Here is a 23,194-nt window from a genome sequence, read left to right as displayed (position 1 = left end):
TATGCCAAAGAGCGCGGGCCCTGCCAGGGCCCGGCTTGTTCAGGGCAGCCGTCAGGCCGGCGGGTGTGTATCGTTCTCGTCCTCACTCACGCTGTACCACGCCCGGTACGTCTGGCGACGGGTGTCGCCATTGGCATTGAGCGTGCGCACGAGGCGCCCCAGCGCATCATGGAAGTGGCGCTCGCTGGGCCGCGAGGCGTTGAACGCCGCGTCGTTTATATACCCGGGACGGTCTACGAAGTAAGGCCGCCAAGTCTGCGTCACCTGGCCCCGATTGTCGTATTCGACCCGGCCACTGATCCGCCAGCGGCTGCTGGCGTCCAGGGGCTCGGCGTCTGCGCTCAGCGTCCCGGCCGCGCCAACGTGAAAGGCCGGCCCTGGTTGGGCCTGCTCCTGGGTTTGCCGCACACGACCGAAACCGTCGCTGAAGGCGAGGGCGATGTGGATCTGCCGGTCGTCCTCTGCCGGCGTTGCCTGCCAACGGTCGGCGTGCAACACCACGGCGTGTACAGGGACTCGCGTGGCGGCCTTGATCAGGGCCTTGAGGGTTTGATGGTGGGGTAGCGTGTCGGCCAGGCTATTGAGTCGTATCAACGCTGAGCCGCGAATATGCCCGCTGGGCAGCAGGTAGCCGCTATGCACCCATTGCGCCTGGATGTTGGCAGGTGCAACGCGCCCCATCCAACTGAACACGTCGTAGAAACACGCCATGTGGGCGTGCAGCAAGGCCGTCTGCGGATCGGCCAGCGCCTCTGTCGGGCCGTTTTCAGGGGGGCGGAAGAAGGATTGCCGGGTGTCGTCGCCAACCGTTTTTCCTTGCTCCTCACCCTTGAGGCCGGCCGCGATCAACTGACCGTGGGCATCAGTCACCATTAGCGGCAAACCCAGCCGGTAATCATACTGCGCTTGCGTCAAGCAGCCGTCCGCTGACTGCACTTTGATCAGGTATAGCCAATAGGCATCGTATTCACTCTGCGTGACCCCGTGGCTCATGCTTGCCTGGTAGCGGCGAGGCCGGTAAAACGCCTCGGGCTGCCCATAGCGGGTGTAGCCCTGGCCAATCGACCACAGCGTCAGCCCCTCATCCTGCCCCGGGTTGGTCGACAGAAACGCCTGCATACGGCGATAGTGCTGTTCGGTCAGCGTTGCGGTTATTGTGCGATCCGGATACACACTCAGCGTCTGTTCATCGAGTTCGGCCACCTCAACATAAGCGGGTAACGCCTGGAAACTCGCGGTTCCCGGCGGCAACGGCGTGGTGTGCGCGGCCAGGCAATAGTGCTGCGTTGACAGCCCAGCCAGTTGACGTGACGCATTCTGGCCCAAGGGGTTGGACGGGTGCTCGGCGATGAAGTGTTCATAGCCGATTTTTTCACTCGCCAGCGCCGACCTGGACAGCACCAGCACGTTGCTTCGCTGCTGATAAGGCAGCTGCAGACGCCAGCGCTGCGGCGCGTCCAGATGAATGAAGTGAGCGCGGCTTTCGTTGATGTAGTAAGCCTGTTGCGCGGGGTCGTGCGCATCACGCCACCACTGCTGCTCATGGGGCAGGCCCGGCGCAGCCGTCGAGTCCGCCGTTTGGCGGCGGGCATAATCGACCACGACGCTGTGCACGTTGCTGGCGTATGGGTCCCAGCGCAGGTTGAGGGTATGACGGCAGCGCGGATCATCCTTCTGGCGTTCGTACGAGCAGACCATGGCCTCCAGCATCAATGGCACAAGCACCGCAGGTTCGCCGGTGTTGCGTGAGGCGCTCACTTGACGCACGAGGTAGCGTTGCTGCTGCACAGAATATGGCACTGCGCTCTGCGGTTCGTCATCGGCGGCGTAGAGCTCCTCACGCAGCAAGGCGCCGGCCAGCGCACGCTGCATTTCACGCTGAGTCGCCGCATTGGGATTGGCGATCAGCGTGTCCAGATCGCGCCCTGCCTCCAGGCGGCCCAACAGGCTCGGGCCCAGCGCGGGTGCGTGAGGGTCGCCCGCGTAGAACGCTTCTTGAGAGGGTGAAAGTGTGTTGAACCAGCGCTTGGTCAGTACACCTTTGGCTGTTTTTGCGGTCGGCGAGTGGTCGTTTTCCAGCACCAGGCCAAAGCCGAGGAACTGTCGTTCAACAGCGTCGTAGCAGGCTTCCCGGTAGCCAAAGTACTGGCTGGACCGATTGCCGCTGACCTGATCCTTTTGTCGCCGGCTTTTGACCAGTGGGATCGGGAACGCAAGGTTGCTGCCCGCCAGCTTGCCCTGCTTTTGCCCGTGGAGTTTTTCGTCGAGCCATTCCTGGGCGCTGCTGTGGTAACTCAGCTGGGTGGCCGCTCCCATATTGTTGAGCGTTGCCGTCAACAAATAAGGTTTTCGGCGAACAAAGTCGAAGCGCCAATGCCGGGGTTTGAGGTGCGGCACGCTAAGAATCAGGCTGGAACAGCCCAGACCTTGAAGGTCGGCGAAACTGACCTGACACGTCGCGTCATGGCGCACGCCTTCCGGCCAGGGCAATGTCACAGGCGGCATCAGCCCGCCGCCGGTGCGGTTGATGAATATCAGCAGTTGTTCCGGCTTCAGGTAAATCAGGTCCACCGCGCCTGAACCGTCGAGGTCGGCCAAGCGGATATTGGCGGCGTCGAAGCTGGCGTAGTCAAACGGCAACGCCGCAAACACAAACCCTTTGCCGAAGCGTCCGCGGCCCAGGTTTGGCCAGCATCTGATTTCGTTATGACGAATACGCACCAAGTGCTGTTGACCGCTGCCCAACGGGTCGCAGAAGGCGACCAGTTCGGTCGGTGTATGGCTGAGTGTGGGCAGACCCTCGTCGGTATGTTCGTGAGGCACTTGGAGGCCGGCGCCATACCCTTCGCTTTGGCGTTGGGCATACAGACGCACGCTGCGATTGCCGATCAACACAAGGTCCAGGCGGCCGCTGCCCATCAGGTCAGCGAGTTGCCCGTGGGGATGGAAAAACTCCTGGGGCAGCGCCGCGAACGGCGTAAAACTTGACCATTGTCGCTGGGTATCGAGCGTGAAAAAGCCACTCAGGCCCGGCTGGGCCACCACCCATTCGAGCTGCCCGTCACCATTGAGGTCCGCCAGGGCCTGACGGGTGGCCTGGGCAGTGTCGGCGACGGGAATGCGTGGCAGTGCCTGCCATGGCCCGTAGGTCACCGCATTGAGGCCGGACGCACGCGGTGCCCTGAGCGGTTCGCGGTAATACCAGTTTTTGTCGGTACGGTGCAGGATGCCCGGCAGACCGTCGTTGTACAGGTCCACCAGTTGATAATGCTGACCATCGTTGACACCCGCCATGCCATCGAACGGCTGGTAGCGGGCGGGCTCCAGTACCGGCTTGAAGGGGCTGTAGGCCAGTTCCAGAGGGGGCCAGGCGCTTGCTGTTCCCTGAGCGTCATACGCCTGGTTGTGCAAGGCATTCAGGCAATTGCCGGCGGCGTGACGGTCGGTGTATTCGAGCAACAGTCGCCGGGTCAGTACCGGGTTGGCGCCCATGCTCGGCTCGCCCGGGAAGTAATGAAACATCAGTATCTGTCGGCAAAGCCGCTGGGTGCCAAGTTCAAAACCGTAGGCGTAATTGCAGAACGGGTCGCTGCGCGACAGCCACGGCTGTTGCTCGGCGTAGGTCGGCACCTGGCTCAGTTCGGTGTGACGTTCGCCGTAGTCCAGCAGCAGCTCGAAATGCCATTGGTTCTCGGCGAGCACATCGGTGTTCCATAGCGCCAAATGTTCGCGGTGCCGCAGGTTGCCGTAGCACACCCTGGCCAGGTAACGCTGCGCACTGTAATCCCTGGCAGTTGGCGCGTGCTGGTCTTCGGGCTTGTAGTGGTAATAAATCTGCTCTCCCAGGGGGTTGAGGCTTTCCTGCAACAGCCATTGGGCCACATGGCGGCTGTCTTGCGGGTCGGCGCAGCGAGCGAGCAGGGTTTTGCCGAACAGATGCACACAGCCGTCCGCACCCTGCACCAGCCAGAATCCGGCAGTATCGCTGGCGGATGTCCAATGTTCGATTCGATCGAATCGGCCCTCGACGATGGGTACATAGCGCACCACCCGATGCGCTTCACTCAGGGGCAGGCCGTTGTATTGGGCGCAGGCGGTGACATGAATCTCGCCGTGGGCGTCGCGCTCGGGAATCAGCTCAACACCTTGGGGGCTGACGAAGCGGTCACCTTCGCCGTAGGCCGGGATACCCTTGCGCGTATCGCGGCTGATCGCGCCCGCCGACAGCGCCCAGCCGAGCCCGAACGGGCCATTGCCTTGTGAGCTGCGATACCCCAGGCTCAACGCAGGGTCGAAACCGCGTCCGGGCGAAATGGGCAAAGGCACGTCCAGGCTGGCCTCGCCCCGTGAGCCGACAGGCCCCCAGCTGACGCCAGGACCCTGGATGGCACCGCCGCCCTTGGGCAGGGCCGGGATTGCCGGCTCCAAAAAATCGGACGACTGCATGCTCATCGCAGGCCTCCACTGTGCCTGGCGGTGTAACGCAGGTGCACGATGATGTCGGTCAAGGATTCGAGCAGGGCTCGTTGTCGCGTATGGTTGGGAAAACTCAGTTGCCAGGTGGAAATGGCGCCGGTGTATTCGAACGGCAGGTAACGTTCGTCACCGTCGAAGTTCAAGGTGAACAGGCCGCTGTCGTTGAGCCCGTTGGACAGGGCAATTTCCTGCCGGGCGCGCCAGTCTTTCTTGGGGGCAACCTCGGGTTTATCAGACGTGGGCACAAGGTGCGTGGTATTGCCAGTCTGGGTCAGAAGGGCCTTGATGTCTTCGTAGGGACCCAGGGTGGCAGGCAGGGAGACACTGACGTTTTTGATCCTGCGCAGGTAGTGGCCAGGGTAATCGTCGTCGAACAGCTTGCGGGTCAGTTCGAAGCTCAGCGTACCGTTACTCAGCAGCTCGGCTTTAAGCGTTGCCCAGGGTTTATCGCCTGTGGCTGAAGCGTCCTGGTCGTGGAGCTGACGCAACGACACGGTTTTGGTGATCTCCAGCAGGCGTTCGTTCTGAGTGGCGTAGGCACTGCTCATCTTCAGCACATTCAGCTTGAGGGCTTCGCCGGCGCTGAGACCACGGTATTGGCGCGCCCAGAGCCCGGTTTGGATGAAGTGCTTGTCCCACTCTGCGCGCTCTTCCTGCCAGCACGCCTCGGCGGCCAGGCACAGGGACAGGGTGGCGTCATACGCCTGGTAGTAGAACGTCGAAAGCTGGCCGTTGAGCCATTGATACAGCTGGGCGTTGGTAAAGCGTTTACCCAGCAGGTCATACAGGGTTCGCGCCTGGGTGAACGCAGTTTGGGCCAGGCGCAATTGCAGGCGGGTATGTTGTTCTTGCTCGGTGTAGGCCAGCAGTTGTGCATCGACCTGGGCCAGTTCCAGGCGCGCCTGCTCCAGCGCATTGCCCCACTCGGCGGCGCGGCGGGCGAACAGGTCGGTGCGGTCGAGGTGGGCGGCGTTGGCGCGCTTTTCGTTGGCCATGCCTTGGGACATGGCTTGCAGCGCATGAAAGGCACCTTCGTAACGCACGCCGCCATTGGAGGTGCCGAAAATATTCGGTATCAGCATCGCCAGGCCCGCGCCGGCCTGGGCAACTGCGGCTGCCGTTTCCCAGTGTGCGCTGTCCTGATACGCCTGGGTGGCCTGGGCTTCTGCCGGGCTGATGCCGACCTTGAGTTGCTGCTCGAAGAACGCGACCCGGGCCTCGACGATGCGCCGCCCGGCCAGCAGGGCATCCCTGTTTCTGCTATCGAACTGCACGGCCTGGGCTTGTTGCTCGACGGCTAACCTGGCCAGGTCCCAGGCCTGTTGTTGCTGGGATTCTACAGAGTGAGCCTGCTCCTTGCGCTCCAACAGTGACAGCAAGGTCGCTCCCAACTGGATCAGGTTATCGACGGCCTGCAAGGCGTGGGCCAGTACGACCTTGAAGCGATAGTGCCCGGCTTGTGCAGTACGCAGCGATGTTTGCACGCTGGTGGCGACGGTGACTTGCTGATAGGTGGCCAGCAGCGCCTGGGGCGTCAATGTGGCGGCGTAGAGCGGCAGGCTCATGGGCTTGCCGGTCAGGTCAAGGTGATGGCGAAGGTTGTACAGGCGCGCATCGACCTTGTCCCAGCGCGTCAGCAGGTCCGGGCTCAGGGATCGGCACAGCCGTGCTGTGCCGGCAGGCAGTGGCGTTGTTCCAAGTGCCGAGGGGCTTTGCAGCTGGTCCAGGGTGGTGGTCACCCAGGGATCGACAGCGTTGAACGGTGGGCGTGGCCCCAGTAATCCTTTGGCGCGGATGTACCACAGCTTGGCTTCGGCCAGGCTGTCGCGGCTCATTTGCCGGTAGGCCGCATCACCGCGATTAAGCAGGATATCGACATACAACAGGTAAAGCGCCTGGCGAAAATGCACGGGGCTGCTTTTGGCCAGTCGATGAGCACAAAGCAAGGTCTGGCTGGGTTGGAGTGTGGTGTCGGCCAACAGCATTGGCTGACGCCAATGGGCGGACTGGCGTGCGGGATCGAACAGAAAGCGTATCCAGACTTCGGCGTCGGCATATTGCTGTTCCAGGTTCAAGCGGTGCGCCAACAACCAGGGCAGGTAAAGAAACAGCTCCCAGTAATACGCACCATGGGCCCCCTGGAAGTCCAGCAGGCTGTGATCCTTTTCGCCCGCCAGCGGTGGTTCACGCCAGGCGTCCATGGGCAAGGAGAACACGTGGTGCACATCGACCCCCGCGGTTTTGGTCAGCAGGCCCGCGACACAGGTGTTGGTACGAATGGGCGCACGCTTGTGCGCAGGCGTAACGCCGTGCTCGATGGCGCTGGCGTTGAAATCGATGAACTCCGCCGTCCCATAGGGTGCCGATGTGAGCCGACGAATACGCGGGGCCAGCGGGATGACAGGAGGACGGCTCGGAGGGGCGAGCGTGAATGTGGCGGTTTTCAGCGCATAGCCCAGAATGGTGGGCGAGGGATAGCGCACATCGCTGTCCAGTATCAACACGCCGTGGATAAGGGTTAATGAGGCCGAGGGAGGGTTGCCGGGGTCCTCGCCATAAGGCCTCATCGTCTGCGGCGAGAACTCGATCGGCACGTCAAAAAAATGCTTTATGGACAGTTCGGTGAAGGCATCGCGCAGGTTACGGCGCGAGTGTTCGGCGTGCCCGACCAGCACGGTATTGCTCCTGTTGAGGGTTTCCGGAAAACCAGCATTGGCTTGTTTCATATACATCAGTACGGGCCTGTACAGACGTTGTATTTGATAGAGAGTGGCAGCGCCCACGAACAAGTCGTGCTGATGGTCCGGTATTGAGTCGCGATTTTTATAGAATGTCAGCGAAACCAGGTAAGTCGATTCCGGCGCGTTGGAAAAATACTCAAAGGCCTCGCGTGAAATGTATTTCCCGTCCAGGTCCAGGGTGACTGAATCCGGGTTGGTGCTGTCATTTTTTTTCGGGGGTAGGGCAAGGATGAACGGTTTATTGCTTTCATCGCGAATAAAGTCAACCTGTTCGACTCCGGTTTTCTGGCACTTGAGGCTCAGCTCGATTTGCACGGAGTGCAAGTCAACGAGTACGGCGCTCTTGAGATGGATCTGTGAGGTGGCGATCAACTTCACCGTGTCATTTGCCGGGGGCACGCCGTCTGTACTCAGGGTCAGGGTAAACGTGACCAACTCTTTGTCGTAGTGGAAGAGCAGGGTGCGATGCGGTTCAAAGCCTTCTGCGAGCCGGGTCGTCACCTCCAGTATGGAGGTCGTGGTGTTGAACTTGATATCGGCGCTCGTCAGCGCACGGATCTTGTTCTGGTGGCCTGCATAATTCCAGCCGCCGGCAGTGCTGTGCGGCGCGTCATGGGTTAAGCCCTCCACATTTACATGAGCGGTTTTTGTGGCCCTGAACTGAAACCTTTCGTGGTTGTGGTGTGCAAACATGGCCAGGTAGCGCCCCGCCAGTTCCAGGTCGGACTCATTGAGCCACATGCGCGTCTTGCGCGTGCTGCCGATGCTCTCAAGCCAATGGGTGTTGAAGTATTCGTCCACACGAATGGCTTGGTAAAAATTTCGATGGCTGCCGTTGTTCTGCGCGGGTGCTCGCGCGTTCGGATGGGCGATGAGGCCCAGAAACAGCGACGGTGCGTGGGCGTTATTGTCGACAACGGCAATCGTGTGGGTGGCACTCATCAAGTCCTCTGAACTCAACTCGTCGAGGTCTTTGGCGATGCTGTATTCCTGGATGCACAGTTGCGGCGTGCTCCAGCTGTCATCGAGCTTTTTGAACGAGAAGTACAGCCGAAACTGCAGGTAGGTAGTTTTTACCCGGGTATCCAGGCGCTGCTGGTATTCCTTGTCGGACTCAACGTCGCCGCGTCCAAACGGTGTGATGTCTTTGGTGGAGGACGTCGGATTGATGCACTGGGCCCACACCAGGAAAAGACGGCCATTGAACACCACTGGGCGAATCGTCTGTTCGGGAACATTGTCGTCGATGGACAGGTGGATTTTTTCCCATCCCGACCAGGCCGTTGGGTTGGGAGCGTCGTCCTCGGCCGAGCGCTCAGACATCGCCAGCGTGCGCCAGTAATAGGTGTTTTCAGAGCTGGATTTGCCAACGAAGTAATAGGTACTGCTGGCGAAGCTGTCCTTGTCGCCATCGATATAGCCATTGAGGGTTCTGATATTGGCGAGCTCTTCGAAGCGATTGAGGTAACCGTGGACAGCCTTCAAGAGCGATGCCGGCTCGGTCCGGAACTGGTTCAACTCGTCTTCCAGCTGCCTGAAACTGTCGCTCTTGTCGTGGCGCAGGGTGGGACTCAGGTAACTGGCCGGGTAGTGGCGAAGTTGCTGGTTGGCACGCCACAGCGAGTAGGTCAGCAAGGTGTCTCGCCATTCGGTCTGCTGGGCAGCGCTCATCCCCGTTTGCTCATAACCGGGTTCGAGGCCCAGGTATATCGCGTTGATGTATTGCTGAAGGCTGGCAATCGCGCTGGCAATACGGGTGGTGGGCACCGCGTGGCTGACCTGGGGGTCGAGCAGCCAGTAGGTGTAGACATCGTCGACGCGCTTTAAGGTGTAGGTCGGTTGCAGTGTCTGCACGACGGGGTCTTCGGGCAGTACGGTGTGCATGTAGAACGCCAGCATCGCGTCGCGCAGCTGTTCGTTGAGGTGTTGGGTGATGGGGGCAGACATGGTCATTCCTTGATCCGGTCGAAACAAAGCGGTGTTATGGGGCGGTAGTGATCAATGCCGAACCGAGGTGTCGCCAGTCCTCGTTCATCAACGTGGCGTGCAGGTCGGTTGCCTTGAGCAGGGTTTTGGCGCAGAGCCCGGTGTCCCTGACGGCTTGGTGGCAACGCAGGATCCAGTCCAGGTCGGCCAGGGTGTTTACCTGTTTGTTCGGCAGATGGGCGGCCAGATGCTCAATCTCGCCGACCTCCCACTTGAGCAGGGCGGCCAGTCGTGTGGTGGCAGAGGTGTCGACGCCGGCCGGAGAGGGTGTGTGGGCGCGTTGCAGATAATCGAGCACGCTGTCCTGGGCCAGCCCATAGGTGTCGAGGCAGTGGGCAAAGCGCTGCAGCAGGTACAGCGTGTTCAATGTCAGCTTGAGCAGCGAGCCTTGCGTCTGCTCCTGGCTCAACCAGTGCGGGTGGAGCAAAAAGGTGTACAGGGTCTGGCGGCTCACCGCCAGCTCCAATAACCCTTCGGCGTCCGGCAACAGCAGCAGCAGATGTTTGACCAGGTCCAGGTGGGATTGCGCAGTGGCCGTACGCGCAATCTGGCGGGCGGCGAGCCTGCGCGATTGCAGGTGCAGTGCCGGATCGCCAGGCACATTCGACGGGGTGCCGAACAGCGCATCGATTTTGTCCTTCAAGGGCTGCAGCTGCCGATAGAACTCGCCCAGCTTCTTGGTTATTGCGTGTTTGGCAACGGCGTGCTGGGTCGCGTTGCGGTCCGGGTCCAGGCTCAGGGTTCGAGCTTCAATGAGTTGCACCAGTGTCCTGGGCAGTTCCGTGGGGGCTGACGGCTTGAGCTGGGGGTGGCTGTGCAGCAGGCCCTGAACAATGAGGGCATGCCAGGGAATGGGCGCGGACCTGGTGTCAGGCTCGGGCTGGGGCAGCGTAAGGTCGGCGATGTCTTCTGGCGCCAGCAGTCCCTGTCGGGTCAATTGCACCAGGTCATCGAGCTGGTTGAGGTACGCCTGGATCTGGGCCGGCTGTATGTCCGGCTCCAGGACTAATCGGCGGCGAAGCTGGTCAACCGATTGGCGTGTGTCCTTGAGCCAACCGACCAGCCAATCCATTTGCATCAGCACATCGAGCATGTCTGGCGGTGCGTTGACGCCGGAGCGGCGCAGTGAGGGGTTGACCAGTTGGACCGTGTAATCCGTCCCGCCGAGCAGTGCCGCCACGTGATGACTGTCGAGCACCGAGAGCCCGAACAACCGTGCGATACGGGCCTGGCGATACAGGGCGCTATAGAACGTCAGCGTCGGGCAAGGCGAAGGCAGGTATCGACGCGCCTGGCCGATCACCCAATGCAAGGCGTCGGGGGTGTCCCCAAGGTTCAGACCCGCACACAGCCGATGTCGAATGTTGTCCGGCAGCGCTTCATGCAGCGCCAAATTCGGCACATCCACCCGCAGTGTCTCGCCTGGCATTGAAGCGTGGTTGAACACCTGGTCATACAGCGACAGGCGATTGCCCGACGCCCACACAGGGAGTTCATCCAGCATCGCCGCGAACCCTTCAAGTGGCAGGCCGTAACGCCGCTCCAGGTAGCGGTAGACACCCAGCGCCCGCAGGGTATTGTCGTTACAGGGCTGATGCAGATCAGCGTCCTGCTCACGCCGCACCACGCTGATCAACAGTGCGTCCAGCGCCTCAAACGGCAGTTGCGTCCAGCGTTGCAGGCGAATCATTCGGTGCAGGCGCTGGTAGCGGTTCCATGAGGTGTTTTGCAGTTCGGCGTTCGCTATCGACAGCGGTTGCTGCGTCTGGGCATTCTCGGTTATCGGGCCGTTCACGTAGGCTGCCCGTTCATGGATCTGTCGCCGGGCGGATCGCCTTGGCAGTGCGGCGGCAGATACATTGCCCGAGAGCACCGGCAGGTCCTTGCCGCAGGCCAGTAATGCCTGGGCCTGGTCGTGAGTCAGTTCGGTTTGGTGCAGCCAGTGGGGTATCTCCCTGAGCGACTCCTCCTGGAGGCCGTAGTGCCGCGCGAAAAATTCAGTGGCGTGCAAGTTACCCGAGCCATCCAGAAAGGGTTCCGTCAACAAGTTTTGCTGTGCAGGGCTCAAGCCGCACAGCAATCGCTGTGCTTCATAGGCTGGGTGCCTGATCACGCCGTAGGCGTTCTGAGCACGTTGGGTAGTGGGCAGCTTCAGACTGATGCGATAACTGAGTTCCCCCAGTTGCGGCTTACCTGCGGACAAGCTGAGCCAGCATTGCCGATGGGCTCGTTCAAACGGCAGGGCGAATGGAAAGCGTTGAAGGCCGAGCACCGTATCAAGCGAGCGTCCACGGTTTTCACCCGCAGTCGTTGTAAGGTATGTGTCGATCTGGTGGGCAAGGGTTTCATTAATGATCGACAGTTGGGGGATCACAGCCGTCAGGCTGCGTTCATCGATGGGCAATGCCTTGAGCTCAGGTCGCCGCTGGTCCAGGGTGACTTTGCCGGTCTGGCCGTTTGCGCTGTTTTCAAGCGTCTGGGCAAATACATACAGCGCCTTTAAGTAGGCGACGGGGGAATCGATGGCAGCCATGGAGGAAGCCGAGCAAAGCAGCTCCCAGTCTTCCTTGAAGAGCCTGGTGTAGGTGGGCGAATGCGTGTCCATTGTGGTGAATCTCCTGAAAGCCCAGTGCCAATGCCATGGGCAATGGCACGCTAGCATGGGCCTGCAGGCCGGCTCGGTCGGCCGGGTCGCCGAGTAGGCGAGGAGAAATCACTGGTGAAGCTCGATAGCGCGACAGACCCCGTGGGGCTGTCGCTTGAGCTTTGATTGGCGGGTCTGTCAGGCTGCGAGGGGTTTGTTGGTCGAGGCTTTTTTGTAGGCCGCTTTCATTGCCTCCATTTCGGTCCCCAGTTCTTCAAGTGTGGCCTTGCCCAGCAGTTTTTTCGCCTGGGGAAACATCTCCGATTCCTCTTCTTCGATGTGGTGCTCAAGCAATTCCTTAAGCACTTTCACACGTCCGGAAAACTCGGTGGAGGAGGGCTCGGTCTGCTTCAGGTCGGGCAGCACCAGCGCGTCGACGGTGCGGTGCTCTTCCTTGGCCTCGTGATACATGACCTCCTGTTCCTTGCCGCCGGCTTTCCTGAAAGCGGGATACAGGATTTCTTCTTCAAGCTGGGTGTGCAGGGTGATTTCCATCTCGAGCTTGGCGAGCAACTCGGTGCGCTTTTTAACCCCGCGCTCGGTGGATTCGCTCAGTTGGGTCAGCAGGGTCTTGACGCGTTCATGGTCGGCTTTTAGCAGATCGATGGCATTCATGTGCAACCTCACGGGTAGTGGTCGGGCATGTCGAAACGCACGCCTCGTAGTGAGAGATTTGCATCAGCCATACCAACTTTCATTGAGGTTAAATCACTATTTAAATCAAATAGATAGGCGTTTATTTAGGCGTGGTTGTCGTGCAGCTTGCATGGTCTGGTCCTTTGGGGATTGCACAACGCACGCCTGCCGGCGGCTCGTAAGCCTTGCCTGAAAATTCTAATGGAACCCTTGAGCGATCTGCTTGACCTAACCTTTAGACCTCAGGAGGTGAATCATGCAAATAGAATATATCTGGATCATATTGGCAGTGATTCTGCTGCTGTTGGAACTGTGGGCGATCAATATCGTCCTGCGCAGTACCGGTGGCTGGGAGACCAAGGGACTGTGGGTGGTGGTGCTGGTTTTTGTGCCGCTGTTGGGGTTGATCGCATGGGCGATGTTCGGGCCCAAGCGCGAGATGGCAGAGCATCGCAAGAGCTGAGTCGGTGAGCCCTATAAAAACAGGCGCCCCATGGGCGCCTGTTGTCATTCGTTAGTGAGGATCAGCCCGCCACAGCCTTGGCAATCGCCTCATTGAATGCGGGCAAATCGTCCGGTGTACGCGAGGTGATCAAGGTCCAGCCATTGGCTTTGCATTCCTTGACCTCGGCATCCACCACGCCGGCAGCGCCAGCGTTTTCCAGGTCTATGCGCACGCTTTTGTACGAGGTCAGGGTTTTACCCTTGACCACGCCGGCGTCGATCAGCGTCCACGGCCCGTGGCAGATCGCGGCAATGGTCTTGCCTGCCTGAGCGAACTCGTTGATCAAGCGCAACGCCGCGGCGTCCTGGCGCAAGGTGTCGGCATTCACCGTCCCGCCCGGGATGACCAGTGCATCAAAGTTACCGCCGACCACATCAGACAATTGCACATCGGACTCTACAGTCCCGTCCTTTTCTGTATCGCCGACAAAGGTCTGGGTGGTGCCGCCCTTGCTGGAGGCGTGCGTCACGGTCGCGCCGTAGCCACGCAGGGTTTCCAGGGGTTTGAGCAGCTCGTCGCGCTCGATTCCGGTGTTGGACGTGATAACGAGGATTTTCTTGCCTGTGAGTTGCGAACTCATATTCAGATGCCTCCTGTGTCAGGTTAATTACTTGGCGTATTTGCTTTGCAGTTCCTTGGCCATTTTCAAATGAGCCTCAAGGGTCGGCAGCGTCTTGGCAGCGAAAGCTTTCAGCTCGGCGTTGTCCGAAGAGGCCGCTTCTTTCTTGAACAGTTCGACGGTTTTTTCATGGGCGGCCACCTGGTTGTTGGCGTAGGCCTTGTCGAACGACTCATCGCGCATTTCCAGAATCGCTTTCTTCGCCTTGTCGGTCAGGGCGGCGTCATCCGGCACCTCGATATCAAGTTTTTTTGCCAGAGTCATGAGCTCGTTATTGGCTTTGGTATGGTCGGTCACCATGTGCTGCGCGAAGGTTTTGATGTCTGCCGAGCTGCTTTTTTCCAGCGCCAGCTTGCCGGCTTCCACCTCGGTAATGCCGCCCTCGGCGGCGTTGTCGACAAAGTCGTTGGACGTGGCTGCCATCGCAGTAGACATCGAGCCGGCAACCAGTGCGAAGGTCAGGCCCATTTGTTTCATCAGTCGAGTGGTCATGGTGTCTCTCCTCAGGAAATGGCGTGATGCCGTACCCAAGAGTTGAGCGGGGTGCCGAGCAAAAGGTTTAATTTTTTTTGCGCGCGATTGCCCGACGGTCAGGTGTGGCAATTTCCTTGAACCCATTCAAATTCAGCGTGTTCTGCTGCATAAGGCCGCCACTGTTTGGAGGCCCTTACAAGGGGCATTGAGCATGGCCCATTCCATCAGCGCGGCGCATTCAGGCACCCATCGCCGCCCAGGCGTACAAGGTGATCGTTGAGGAGGAGGGGCGTGATGCGGCGCAGGTGTTGTTTTGATGCCGACCCTGTACGAGGGCCGTGCCGGTTGGAGCCTGGGCGAGGAGCCGAGTGGTGGTACTTTTGGGTTCATTTCAAAGTAACCGGCCGTTGGGCAGAACTCTGTATTTGGCCTGAACGGAAGGTTTCCAGGCATCAAACGATTCAGCGGATAAACACCGATTGCTTATTGCTTATTGCTTATTGCTTATTGCTTATCGATCTAGCCGACTGCCAATTCTGACAGTAGCAGCGTTTTTACCTGTGCGTATATTCAAAGGCGTTTATAAGCCTGCTTCAAACGGCTTTAAACCGGTAAAAAAGTGGTTTCGATAACGTTGAGCAAGGGTATGCAAAAATGAGTGATATAGAGCAACGCGTCAGAAAAATAGCGAGTGAGCAGGTAGGGATTGATGTGGCCCAGCTTAGAAACGAAGCATCTTTGATGGACGATCTGGGTGCTAGCTCTTTGGATGCGGTTGAATTCGTAATGGCTTTGGAGGACGAGTTTGGGCTCGAAATTCCCGACGAGGTAAGCGAAAAAATAACCACGGTCCAGGATGCAATCAATCTCATGATGAATATGACTAATCGCTGATGCTGCAATCAAATCTCCACCCGCAGCACTTCCACGCCTGATTGCTCATATGCCTCCACCTCCGGCGCATCCCACTCGGTAATCAGCGTATGAATACGACTGCACGGCGCCACCACAAACGGTTCCACCGCACCGAGTTTGTCTGAGGTTGTCACCGCCACCACCTGGGACGCGCTGTCGATCAAGGCTTGCTTGACCGCCACCTCGGCGAAGTGCAGCGAGGTAATGCCCACTTGGGGATGCAGTGCGCAGACGCCGGTAAACAGCAGGTCGGCCTTGATGCTCTGGATCAGGCGCAGCGCTTCATGGCCGCCGGTTGAAAGGGTGGCGGGATTGAGTTGGCCGCCAGCCAGGATCACCTTTACATGCGGATGGTCCGCCAGGGCGATGGCAATCATCGGCGACGGGGTGACCACGGTCAGGTGAATGGTGTGCGGCAATGACTGAGCGATTTGCAAGGTGGTGGAGCCGGAATCGAACAGCACGATCTGGCCATCTTCAACCCGCTCCGCCGCCAGACGTGCAAGGTGGCGTTTGACCTCGGTAGTCTCGCCGACACGGGTAAAGAAGTCCTTGCCGGTGTCCCTGGGCCGGGGCAGGGCGCCGCCGTGCACGCGCTGCAATAAACCCGCGGCGGCGAGTTCGCCGAGGTCGCGGCGAATGGTGTCCTGGGACACGGCGAAATGCTCGACCAGCTCCGAGGCGGTGACCCTGCCGTCGCGTTCAAGCAGCAACAGGATCTTTTGTTTACGCAGAGAGGGCAGGTCGATGGCTTGATGGGCGTTGTGCATGTTTGTGCGCTTTATTGCGGGTTTATGCGAGATTAATCACCGGCTGCGATAAACGCAACGGCTGGTTGCCTGGGCGATGGCCGGTTACTCTCTGTGTTCAGTTCAGGGAGAGGTGACCCGATGTCGTTGATCACAACCATCGAAGACTTACGCAAGCTGGCGCAAAAGCGTGTGCCCCGGATGTTCTACGACTACGCCGATTCCGGCTCCTGGACTGAGAGCACCTACCGCGCCAATGAAAGCGATTTTGCGCGCATCAAGTTCCGCCAGCGCGTGGCGCGCAATATCGATGAGCGTTCGATCCGCGCCAGCATGATTGGCCAGGACATGGCCATGCCCGTGGCCCTGGCACCTACCGGCCTGGCCGGTATGCAACATGCCGATGGCGAAATCCTGACCGCCCGCGCTGCGGCGGCGTTCGGCCTGCGCTACACCTTGTCGACCATGAGTATTTGCTCGCTGGAAGACATTGCCGAGCATGTCGGTCAGCCCTTTTGGTTCCAGCTTTATGTGATGCGCGACCGTGGGTTTATCGAGCAACTGATCGAACGCGCCAAGGCTGCCGGGGTGGATGCGCTGGTGCTGACACTGGACCTACAGATCCTGGGGCAACGCCACAAAGACTTGATCAATGGCTTGTCGGCGCCGCCCAAACTGACCCTGCCCAATCTCCTCAACATGATGACCAAGCCGCGCTGGGTCATGGGTATGCTCGGCACCCAGCGGCGTGGCTTCGGCAATATCGTCGGGCACGTGAAGGGCGTGGCCGATATGAGTTCGCTGTCATCCTGGACGGCCCAGCAATTTGACCCGCGCCTGAGTTGGGACGATGTGGAGTGGATCAAGAAGTGCTGGGGCGGCAAGTTGATCATCAAGGGCATCCTCGATGTGGAGGATGCGCGGCTGGCGGCCGACTCCGGCGCGGATGCGTTAGTGGTGAGCAACCACGGTGGTCGGCAACTCGATGGCGCGCCGTCGAGTATCAGCCAGTTGCCGGCCATTGTTGAAGCCGTGGGCAACCGCATTGAAGTGTGGCTCGACGGCGGCATTCGTTCCGGCCAGGACGTGCTCAAGGCCATGGCGCTGGGCGCCAGGGGCACCATGATCGGTCGCCCGCACTTGTATGGCCTGGGGGCGATGGGCGAGGCGGGTGTGACCAAGGCGCTCGATATCATCGCCCGTGAGTTGGACGTGTCGATGGCGTTGTGTGGCTATAACGATATACGCGATGTGAATCGCGAAATTTTGCTGCCTGGCACCTTTCCTGAAAGTGCTGCCTGAGCAAAAAAACGTAAAAATATAAAAAGAGTTGTCCACGAAAACCGTGGGTATCTCTGTGGATAACTTTGCGAAGGCCCGGCAGCGTTGGCGATTTGAGCGAAGATCATTATTTGATCAACTTCAGTTTCGGGCCAGCATGGGCAGGGTTTGCGCTTGACAGCCAAGCGCGAACCCAGTGCCGAAATGTATGTTTATGACGCGTTGTCGCGCCCTGTGGAGTGTGTCACTACGCGGGCGGGCATCTTCGTGCGCATGAGGTTTTCCAGCGCCTTGCCATAGCTGCGACCGGCCAGGCTCATGCTGTTGTTATGGCTGGCACCGGGCACCAATAACAAATGCTTGGGTTGCTGGGCGGCTTCAAATAATTGCTGGCTGAAGCGCGGTGGAACATAGCGGTCATCGAGGCCGTGGACCACCAGCAAGGGCATGTGGATGTCGGCAATCTTGTCGATGGAGTCGAACTTCTGCGACAGCAGCCAGCGCACCGGCAACGAGGTGTTGGCAACGGCCGTGGCCACATCCGCCAAAGAGGTGAACGTGGATTCGATCACCAGCCCGCGTACCGGCAGTGGCACTTGCTTGCCCAGCTCAGCGGCGAGATCGATAGCGACTGCACCTCCCAGTGAGTGCCCATAGATCAGACGCTTGCCCGGGTCTGGCTGCAGGATCTGGAAGCGTTCCCAGGCGATGCGTGCGTCTTCGTTGACCGTGGTCTCGGATGGCAAGTCGCCCTGGCTTTGGCCAAAGCCGCGATAGTCGATGGCCAGCACCGAGAAGCCCAGTGCGTGCAATTGCTCGATGCGAAACAGCTGGCCCGTGAGGTTCCAGCGCACCCCGTGCAGGTAGAGGATGGCCGGTGCGTCTTTGTTCGCGGCCGGGTACCACCAGCCATGAATGTTCTGCCCCGACTTGAAACTGGCGGGCTTGAGTTCGAACTCCTGCACGGCCTTGGGCAGGCCGGTGTACCAGCTGGCCGTCCCCGGTTCGATGCGAAACACCAGTTCGCGTTCCTTGTGTTGCAGCACAGCGCAGCCGACCGGCAGGCCGATGACCAACGCGGCCATGCACAGCAAGGGCAGCCAGCGCAGGCCCAGGCGGGTGATAAAACGGGATAGCATGAAGGCTCCAGGACAAAGGCGAAGCACGGGTTTTACCAGAAGGCTCGCGAGCGCAGGTATTAATACGACGATCGTGAAAGGTGAAAGTGTTACAGCATTGAACAACACGGGTGTGAGTTGCTAGGGTGGGCAGCTTCACAGCAGAGCAAACCCTGTAGTTTGCGCAGGTAAAACCGCTCTCTGCTCCACCTGCATAGGCCCATCCATGAACAGCAGCCCCGTGCGCATCACCGCCGAAGAAACCCTTTCGGACAACTGGTACCTGTTGAAGAAATACAGCTTCGACCTGCGCCGTCGCGACGGCAGCTGGCAAGCCCAGACGCGTGAGGTCTACGACCGGGGCAACGGCGCAACGATCCTCTTGTACAACCGCGAGCACCGCACGGTGCTGCTGATTCGCCAGTTCCGTATGCCGACGTTCGTCAACGATTACTCCGGCTACCTGATCGAAGCGGCGGCCGGCTTGCTCGACAACGCCAGCCCCGAAGAGCGCATACGCCTGGAAGCCGAAGAAGAGACCGGCTACCGCGTGGGCCACGTGGAAAAAATCTACGCGGCGTTCATGAGCCCGGGCTCGGTAACCGAGCGAATTCACTTTTTTATCGGCGAGTATCAGCCGGGGGATCGTGTAGGGGCGGGCGGCGGGCTGGAAGAAGAAGGCGAGGACATCGAGGTATTGGAGCTGGGGTTCGAGCAGGCACTGGCGATGGTGCAGAGCGGCGACATCGTGGATGGCAAAACCATTATGTTATTGCAGCATTTGGAGCTGCGGATGTTGAGAGACGGTTGGTGACCGGGCCGAACGTACAGGCAAAAAAATCCCGCCTGTGAAGGCGGGATAGTTTGAGCGCAGTTACCCCGAATCAGGAAGGGAACAGTTCGCTTAATTTCATCGCCAGCATCATGTCGCCTTCGGTGCGCAATTTGCCGCCCATGAATGCTTGCATGCCGTCGGTGGAACCGTCGACGATGCCTTCCAGAGTCTCGCTGTCCATCACCAGGGTGACCTGAGCGTCAGGGTTTTCACCTTCTTTGAGTTCGCAGGTCTTGTCCTTGACCACCAGCGAAAAATTCTTGGTGTCGTCGATACGGAAACCGAACACCAGGTCCAGGCCTTCGGCAGCGCCTGGGTTGAATTTGGCTTTCATTGCTTCTACAGCTTTGGCTACGTCAGTCATGGTTTCGATCCTTTATGGTGAGTCCAGTGACCTTGGGGTCACGGTTGGCCGCAGCTCATCGGAAAGTGATGAGCTGCGGCGCCTTCAACAGTTGCAGGTGGGCATGACTGTTGAAGGAAGCCAGTGCCACCTCGCGACCGCGGAATTTCAGCTGGTTGAGCGAGGTGTTTACAATTTGCCAGTTCATTTCAAACGCCTGCGCGGCAGGCATTCGGGTAATCAGGTGAAGCAGGGCGGTGATGGTGCCGCCGGACGTGAACACTGCGATTTTGTCGGCGCTCCGGGCGGCGTCAAGGATGCGCTGCAGGCCACCCTGGACCCGCTCGACAAACCCCAGCCAACTTTCCAGCCCCGGTGGGTCATAGGTGCCGGCCAGCCAGCGCTCGATGATCAGAGCGAAGATGCGCTGGAACTCGCTGCGGTTCTGCGGGCCATTGCGCAGGATATGCATGGCATCGGGCTCGCTGCCGAGTAAATCAGGCAGCAGGCCGCGAATGATGGCTTCGCCGTCGAATTCATTAAAGGCGCTGTCGGTTTCCAGCATCGGCACCGGCAGGCCCAGGGCGCTGTATTGATCGAACGTAGCGGTAGCGGTGTGCTGCTGGCGACGCAGGTCGCCGGCAATGCAGCGATCGAACACGAGGCCCAGGTCTGCCAGATGGCGACCGAGCACTTGCGCCTGTTCCACACCGACGGGCGACAGGACGTCATAGTCGTCTGCACCGAAGGAGGCTTGGCCATGTCGAATCAGATAGATGCTGCCCACGTCCGTTTTCCCGGTACGTTGAAAGTCTGGCGAGGTTATGAGGATGCCTGCGAGCTGTCAATGAAAAAACATACGCTTGTTTTAAAAGCCCGTTGGAGCCCACCTGCTGGCGGTTTGATCACTGGCTCCAACGCAGTGGCGTCGGTATGCTGGGGCCATCCGCGCCTGGCGCAGTGCATTCTTAAGGAGACATATGGATTTTTTGGCCGAATACGCGAGCTTTTTGGCGAAGACCGTCACCCTGGTGGTCGCTATTCTGGTGGTATTGATCAGCTTCGCAGCGCTGCGCAGCAAGGGTCGTCGTAAAGCCGCCGGCCAATTACAGGTCAGCAAGCTGAACGATTTCTACAAGGGCCTGCGCGAGCGCCTGGAGTCGAGCCTGCTCGACAAGGACCAGCTCAAGGCGCTGCGCAAGTCTGAAAGCAAAGCCGAAAAGAAGAAAGACAAGAAGAAGCCCGAGGTCAAACCACGGGTGTTTGTGCTGGATTTCAATGGCGACATCAAGGCGTCGGCCACCGAAAGCCTGCGCCACGAAATCACTGCACTGCTGAGCCTGGCCACCCCCAAGGATGAAGTGGTGCTGCGCCTGGAAAGCGGCGGCGGCATGGTGCACAGCTATGGCCTCGCTTCGTCGCAACTGGCGCGTATTCGCCAGGCCGGCGTGCCGTTGACCGTGTGCATCGACAAAGTGGCGGCCAGCGGTGGCTACATGATGGCGTGCATCGGCGAGAAGATTATCAGTGCACCCTTCGCCATACTCGGCTCCATTGGCGTGGTGGCGCAGTTGCCCAACGTCAACCGCCTGCTGAAAAAGCACGACATCGACTTCGAAGTGCTGACCGCCGGTGAATACAAGCGCACCCTTACGGTGTTTGGCGAAAATACCGAGAAAGGCCGGGAGAAATTCCAGGAAGATCTGGATATCACCCACCAGTTGTTCAAGAACTTCGTCTCGCGCTACCGCCCACAGCTGGCGATTGACGAGGTGGCGACCGGTGAAGTGTGGCTGGGTGTTGCCGCCCTCGACAAACAGCTGGTCGATGAGCTGCAAACCAGCGACGAATACCTGGCCACCAAGGCCAAGACCGCCGAAGTGTTCCACTTGCACTATGCCGAGCGTAAGAGCCTGCAAGAGCGCGTGGGCCTGGCGGCCAGTGGTTCGGTGGACCGGGTGCTGTTGACCTGGTGGAGCCGGTTGACCCAGCAGCGGTTCTGGTAAGCCGCCACTGAAAACACGGGTGAACCAGGTGTGAAGCACCTTCTGTAGGAGCGAGCTTGCTCGCGAAAAATGTCAACGATAACGCGTGTTTCCTGAATAAACGTGGCGTTTGTGAGTTTTTCGCGAGCAAGCTCGCTCCTACAGGGCCCTGGGCAAGATCAGACCAGGCGAGGCTGAATAGAGTCCGCCAACTGCGTAAGGATCAGGCAGCACGACACCGCTCCGGCATCCAGCACCCCGAGTGAACGCTCACCCAAACGACTGGCCCGGCCAATCTTGGCCACCAGGTCCTTGGTCGAATCCCGCCCTTGAGAAGCGGCGCTTTTCATCGCATCGAGTGCATCGTTGAACGAAGCCCCAGACCCATGAGCCCGTTCAAACGCCTCCACCGCCGGAATCAACGTATCCATCAAGCACTTGTCGCCCACACCGGCTTCGGTGATGTCCTGCAACGAGGTCAAGCCCCCGCGCAGCAGCTGGGCGAAGGTGGCGGCGTCAATCTTCTCGCTGCTGCGCACTTGATCGGCCATGCCGATAAACAGGCTGCCATATAACGGCCCCATGGAGCCGCCGATGCCTTCCATCAGGCTCAGGGTCAATTCGTCCAGCGCCTCGGCCAGGGTCAATTGGCGCCCTTCGATGGTACGACCACAATGGGCGAAACCCTTGGCCATGTTGATGCCGTGGTCACCATCGCCAATGGCGCCGTCGACTTCGCTGAGGTATTCACGGTTGGCCACGATCACGCTGACCAGGTCGGCGACGATGGCGCTGCCGTCATGGGTGGAAAAGTGCTGGCTCATGGTTCACTCCGCCTGTGTCATGCCGATGGAACGGCAGGGTTGGTCGATCAGGGTTTTGAGTTCGGCATCGAGGCCGAGCAGGGTCAGGGTCACGCCCATCATTTCCAGGGAGGTGAAGTAGTTGCCGACGTAGCAACGGTGAATTTTCAAGCCCTTGGCCTTGAGTTGTTTTTCCACCTCGGCATAGAAAATATACAGCTCCATGACGGGTGTAGCGCCAAGGCCCGAGACCAGCACCACTACACTGTCGTCCTGGCTGAAATCGCGGTCGGCCAGGATTGGCGCCAGCATCCGCTCGGCCATGGCGGCGGCCGGTTCAATCGGGATGACTTCGATGCCCGGCTCGCCATGATGGCCGATGCCCAATTCCATTTGGCCGTCGGGGATCTGGAAGTTCGGCTTGCCCACGGCGGCGATGGTGCAGGGCGTAAGGCCGATGCCGATTGAGCGGCACTGATCGACGGTTTTCTGCGCGACACGTATGACCCCGTCCAAATCGTAATGCTGGGCGGCGGCGGCACCGCCGATCTTCCACATGAAGATTTCCCCGGCCACGCCGCGACGCTTGGCGATATCGGCCTTGGGCGCGGACGCCACGTCGTCGTTGGCGACCACCGTGCGGATGCGCATATCTTTGCTGGCGGCCATCTTCATCGCCAGCTTGACGTTCATATTGTCGCCCGCGTAGTTGCCATACAGGCAGGCGACGCCTGCGCCATGGTCGGCGGCGCGGAAGGCGTCGAAAAAACTCTTGGCAGTGGGTGAGGAAAAAATCTCACCGACGGCGACGGCATCCACCAGGCCCGGGCCGACGTACCCGAGGAACGCCGGTTCATGCCCGGAGCCGCCCCCGGTGACGATGCCGACCCGGCCCTGGCCGGAGGGCCGAGCCTTGACGATGACCCGTGTGTTGGTTTCGTACTGACGCAGTTCAGGGTGCGCGACCAGGATGCCGCGCAGCATGTCTTCGACCACTTGGTCGGGATCGTTGATGACTCGATTCATAACGCGGGTTCCTGTGTTCTTGTTGTAAGGGGCGGCACTATTCCCCTGTGGGAGCTGG

At 59.7% G+C, this 23,194-nt stretch carries 17 protein-coding genes; 5 read left to right on the top strand and 12 right to left on the bottom strand.

What is annotated here, in order from left to right; genetic code table 11:
- Positions 1-51: 51 nt before the first annotated feature.
- From JFT63_RS21970 to JFT63_RS21955, 4 genes are all read right to left on the bottom strand, one after another.
- A complete protein-coding gene (locus JFT63_RS21970; RefSeq protein ID WP_198844750.1) occupies positions 52-4,452 on the bottom strand; it encodes a SpvB/TcaC N-terminal domain-containing protein in 4,401 nt (1,466 codons plus the stop codon).
- Positions 4,449-9,164 (bottom strand): neuraminidase-like domain-containing protein, encoded by a 4,716-nt coding sequence (locus JFT63_RS21965; RefSeq protein ID WP_198844749.1) that lies wholly within the window; start codon positions 9,162-9,164, stop codon positions 4,449-4,451. The genes JFT63_RS21970 and JFT63_RS21965 overlap by 4 nt, the downstream gene beginning before the upstream one ends.
- 34 nt (positions 9,165-9,198) lie before the next feature.
- On the bottom strand, positions 9,199-11,808 hold the full coding sequence (locus JFT63_RS21960) for a Tc toxin subunit A (protein ID WP_198844748.1): 2,610 nt from the start codon (positions 11,806-11,808) through the stop codon (positions 9,199-9,201).
- Between the two features lie 177 nt (positions 11,809-11,985).
- Positions 11,986-12,462, bottom strand: coding sequence for a hemerythrin domain-containing protein (locus tag JFT63_RS21955; protein ID WP_198844747.1), 477 nt, complete (start codon positions 12,460-12,462; stop codon positions 11,986-11,988).
- A 277-nt stretch (positions 12,463-12,739) separates the two neighbouring features.
- Here JFT63_RS21955 and JFT63_RS21950 point away from each other — a divergent pair, with 277 nt between their 5' ends.
- Positions 12,740-12,946: a hypothetical protein gene (locus tag JFT63_RS21950; RefSeq protein WP_005788888.1), complete on the top strand. Its 207-nt coding sequence runs from the start codon at positions 12,740-12,742 to the stop codon at positions 12,944-12,946.
- A gap of 61 nt (positions 12,947-13,007) precedes the next feature.
- Here JFT63_RS21950 and JFT63_RS21945 read toward each other — a convergent pair whose 3' ends face one another.
- Both JFT63_RS21945 and JFT63_RS21940 read right to left on the bottom strand, forming a co-directional pair.
- Positions 13,008-13,568: a type 1 glutamine amidotransferase domain-containing protein gene (locus JFT63_RS21945; protein WP_057703591.1), complete on the bottom strand. Its 561-nt coding sequence runs from the start codon at positions 13,566-13,568 to the stop codon at positions 13,008-13,010.
- Positions 13,569-13,595: 27 nt separating this feature from the next.
- On the bottom strand, positions 13,596-14,099 hold the full coding sequence (locus tag JFT63_RS21940; RefSeq protein WP_057703590.1) for a DUF4142 domain-containing protein: 504 nt from the start codon (positions 14,097-14,099) through the stop codon (positions 13,596-13,598).
- A gap of 636 nt (positions 14,100-14,735) precedes the next feature.
- Between JFT63_RS21940 and acpP the strand changes: the two genes are divergently transcribed.
- Positions 14,736-14,975, top strand: a complete 240-nt coding sequence (acpP, locus tag JFT63_RS21935) for an acyl carrier protein (RefSeq protein WP_198844746.1) — start codon at positions 14,736-14,738, stop codon at positions 14,973-14,975.
- 8 nt (positions 14,976-14,983) lie between these two features.
- Here the strand turns inward: acpP and JFT63_RS21930 are convergent, their stop codons facing one another.
- Entirely contained in the window at positions 14,984-15,766 is a 783-nt protein-coding gene (locus JFT63_RS21930) for a DeoR/GlpR family DNA-binding transcription regulator (RefSeq protein ID WP_198844745.1), read from the bottom strand.
- 120 nt (positions 15,767-15,886) lie between these two features.
- Between JFT63_RS21930 and JFT63_RS21925 the strand changes: the two genes are divergently transcribed.
- A complete protein-coding gene (locus JFT63_RS21925) occupies positions 15,887-17,047 on the top strand; it encodes an alpha-hydroxy acid oxidase (RefSeq protein ID WP_057703586.1) in 1,161 nt (386 codons plus the stop codon).
- A 191-nt stretch (positions 17,048-17,238) separates the two neighbouring features.
- Here the strand turns inward: JFT63_RS21925 and JFT63_RS21920 are convergent, their stop codons facing one another.
- Positions 17,239-18,165: an alpha/beta hydrolase gene (locus tag JFT63_RS21920; RefSeq protein ID WP_057703585.1), complete on the bottom strand. Its 927-nt coding sequence runs from the start codon at positions 18,163-18,165 to the stop codon at positions 17,239-17,241.
- Positions 18,166-18,370: 205 nt separating this feature from the next.
- Between JFT63_RS21920 and JFT63_RS21915 the strand changes: the two genes are divergently transcribed.
- The gene (locus JFT63_RS21915) at positions 18,371-18,958 is read left to right on the top strand and encodes an NUDIX domain-containing protein (RefSeq protein ID WP_198844744.1); all 588 of its coding nucleotides are present in this window, start codon (positions 18,371-18,373) and stop codon (positions 18,956-18,958) included.
- Between the two features lie 70 nt (positions 18,959-19,028).
- Here JFT63_RS21915 and JFT63_RS21910 read toward each other — a convergent pair whose 3' ends face one another.
- Both JFT63_RS21910 and JFT63_RS21905 read right to left on the bottom strand, forming a co-directional pair.
- Complete coding sequence (locus JFT63_RS21910) at positions 19,029-19,343, bottom strand: SCP2 sterol-binding domain-containing protein (protein WP_057703583.1); 315 nt, start codon at positions 19,341-19,343, stop codon at positions 19,029-19,031.
- Positions 19,344-19,398: 55 nt separating this feature from the next.
- The gene (locus tag JFT63_RS21905; protein ID WP_198844743.1) at positions 19,399-20,109 is read right to left on the bottom strand and encodes a histidine phosphatase family protein; all 711 of its coding nucleotides are present in this window, start codon (positions 20,107-20,109) and stop codon (positions 19,399-19,401) included.
- A 193-nt stretch (positions 20,110-20,302) separates the two neighbouring features.
- Here JFT63_RS21905 and sohB point away from each other — a divergent pair, with 193 nt between their 5' ends.
- Positions 20,303-21,328 (top strand): protease SohB, encoded by a 1,026-nt coding sequence (gene sohB / locus JFT63_RS21900; RefSeq protein ID WP_057703581.1) that lies wholly within the window; start codon positions 20,303-20,305, stop codon positions 21,326-21,328.
- 158 nt (positions 21,329-21,486) lie between these two features.
- Here sohB and dhaL read toward each other — a convergent pair whose 3' ends face one another.
- Positions 21,487-22,131 carry a dihydroxyacetone kinase subunit DhaL gene (dhaL, locus tag JFT63_RS21895; protein WP_057703580.1) on the bottom strand — a complete coding sequence of 215 codons (645 nt, stop codon included), beginning with the start codon at positions 22,129-22,131 and terminating at the stop codon, positions 21,487-21,489.
- A 3-nt stretch (positions 22,132-22,134) separates the two neighbouring features.
- A complete protein-coding gene (locus JFT63_RS21890; RefSeq protein WP_198844742.1) occupies positions 22,135-23,136 on the bottom strand; it encodes a dihydroxyacetone kinase subunit DhaK in 1,002 nt (333 codons plus the stop codon).
- Positions 23,137-23,194 lie beyond the last annotated feature (58 nt).

Origin of the sequence: Pseudomonas sp. MF7453 (assembly GCF_016405455.1) — a bacterium.
Classification (GTDB): Bacteria; Pseudomonadota; Gammaproteobacteria; order Pseudomonadales; family Pseudomonadaceae; genus Aquipseudomonas; species Aquipseudomonas paralactis.
Note: the sequence above shows the minus strand (reverse complement) of the source record. Positions and strands in the feature narration are given on the sequence as shown.

Bases quoted from the DNA above. Each gene is read 5' to 3' on its own strand.
- JFT63_RS21925 (WP_057703586.1), top strand. From the start codon at position 15,887: ATGTCGTTGATCACAACCATCGAAGACTTACGCAAGCTGGCGCAAAAG.
- sohB (WP_057703581.1), top strand. From the start codon at position 20,303: ATGGATTTTTTGGCCGAATACGCGAGCTTTTTGGCGAAGACCGTCACC.
- JFT63_RS21920 (WP_057703585.1), bottom strand. From the start codon at position 18,165: ATGCTATCCCGTTTTATCACCCGCCTGGGCCTGCGCTGGCTGCCCTTG.
- JFT63_RS21930 (WP_198844745.1), bottom strand. From the start codon at position 15,766: ATGCACAACGCCCATCAAGCCATCGACCTGCCCTCTCTGCGTAAACAA.
- JFT63_RS21915 (WP_198844744.1), top strand. From the start codon at position 18,371: ATGAACAGCAGCCCCGTGCGCATCACCGCCGAAGAAACCCTTTCGGAC.
- JFT63_RS21965 (WP_198844749.1), bottom strand. From the start codon at position 9,164: ATGTCTGCCCCCATCACCCAACACCTCAACGAACAGCTGCGCGACGCG.
- JFT63_RS21955 (WP_198844747.1), bottom strand. From the start codon at position 12,462: ATGAATGCCATCGATCTGCTAAAAGCCGACCATGAACGCGTCAAGACC.
- JFT63_RS21940 (WP_057703590.1), bottom strand. From the start codon at position 14,099: ATGACCACTCGACTGATGAAACAAATGGGCCTGACCTTCGCACTGGTT.
- JFT63_RS21910 (WP_057703583.1), bottom strand. From the start codon at position 19,343: ATGACTGACGTAGCCAAAGCTGTAGAAGCAATGAAAGCCAAATTCAAC.
- JFT63_RS21970 (WP_198844750.1), bottom strand. From the start codon at position 4,452: ATGAGCATGCAGTCGTCCGATTTTTTGGAGCCGGCAATCCCGGCCCTG.
- JFT63_RS21950 (WP_005788888.1), top strand. From the start codon at position 12,740: ATGCAAATAGAATATATCTGGATCATATTGGCAGTGATTCTGCTGCTG.
- JFT63_RS21960 (WP_198844748.1), bottom strand. From the start codon at position 11,808: ATGGACACGCATTCGCCCACCTACACCAGGCTCTTCAAGGAAGACTGG.
- dhaL (WP_057703580.1), bottom strand. From the start codon at position 22,131: ATGAGCCAGCACTTTTCCACCCATGACGGCAGCGCCATCGTCGCCGAC.
- acpP (WP_198844746.1), top strand. From the start codon at position 14,736: ATGAGTGATATAGAGCAACGCGTCAGAAAAATAGCGAGTGAGCAGGTA.
- JFT63_RS21945 (WP_057703591.1), bottom strand. From the start codon at position 13,568: ATGAGTTCGCAACTCACAGGCAAGAAAATCCTCGTTATCACGTCCAAC.
- JFT63_RS21890 (WP_198844742.1), bottom strand. From the start codon at position 23,136: ATGAATCGAGTCATCAACGATCCCGACCAAGTGGTCGAAGACATGCTG.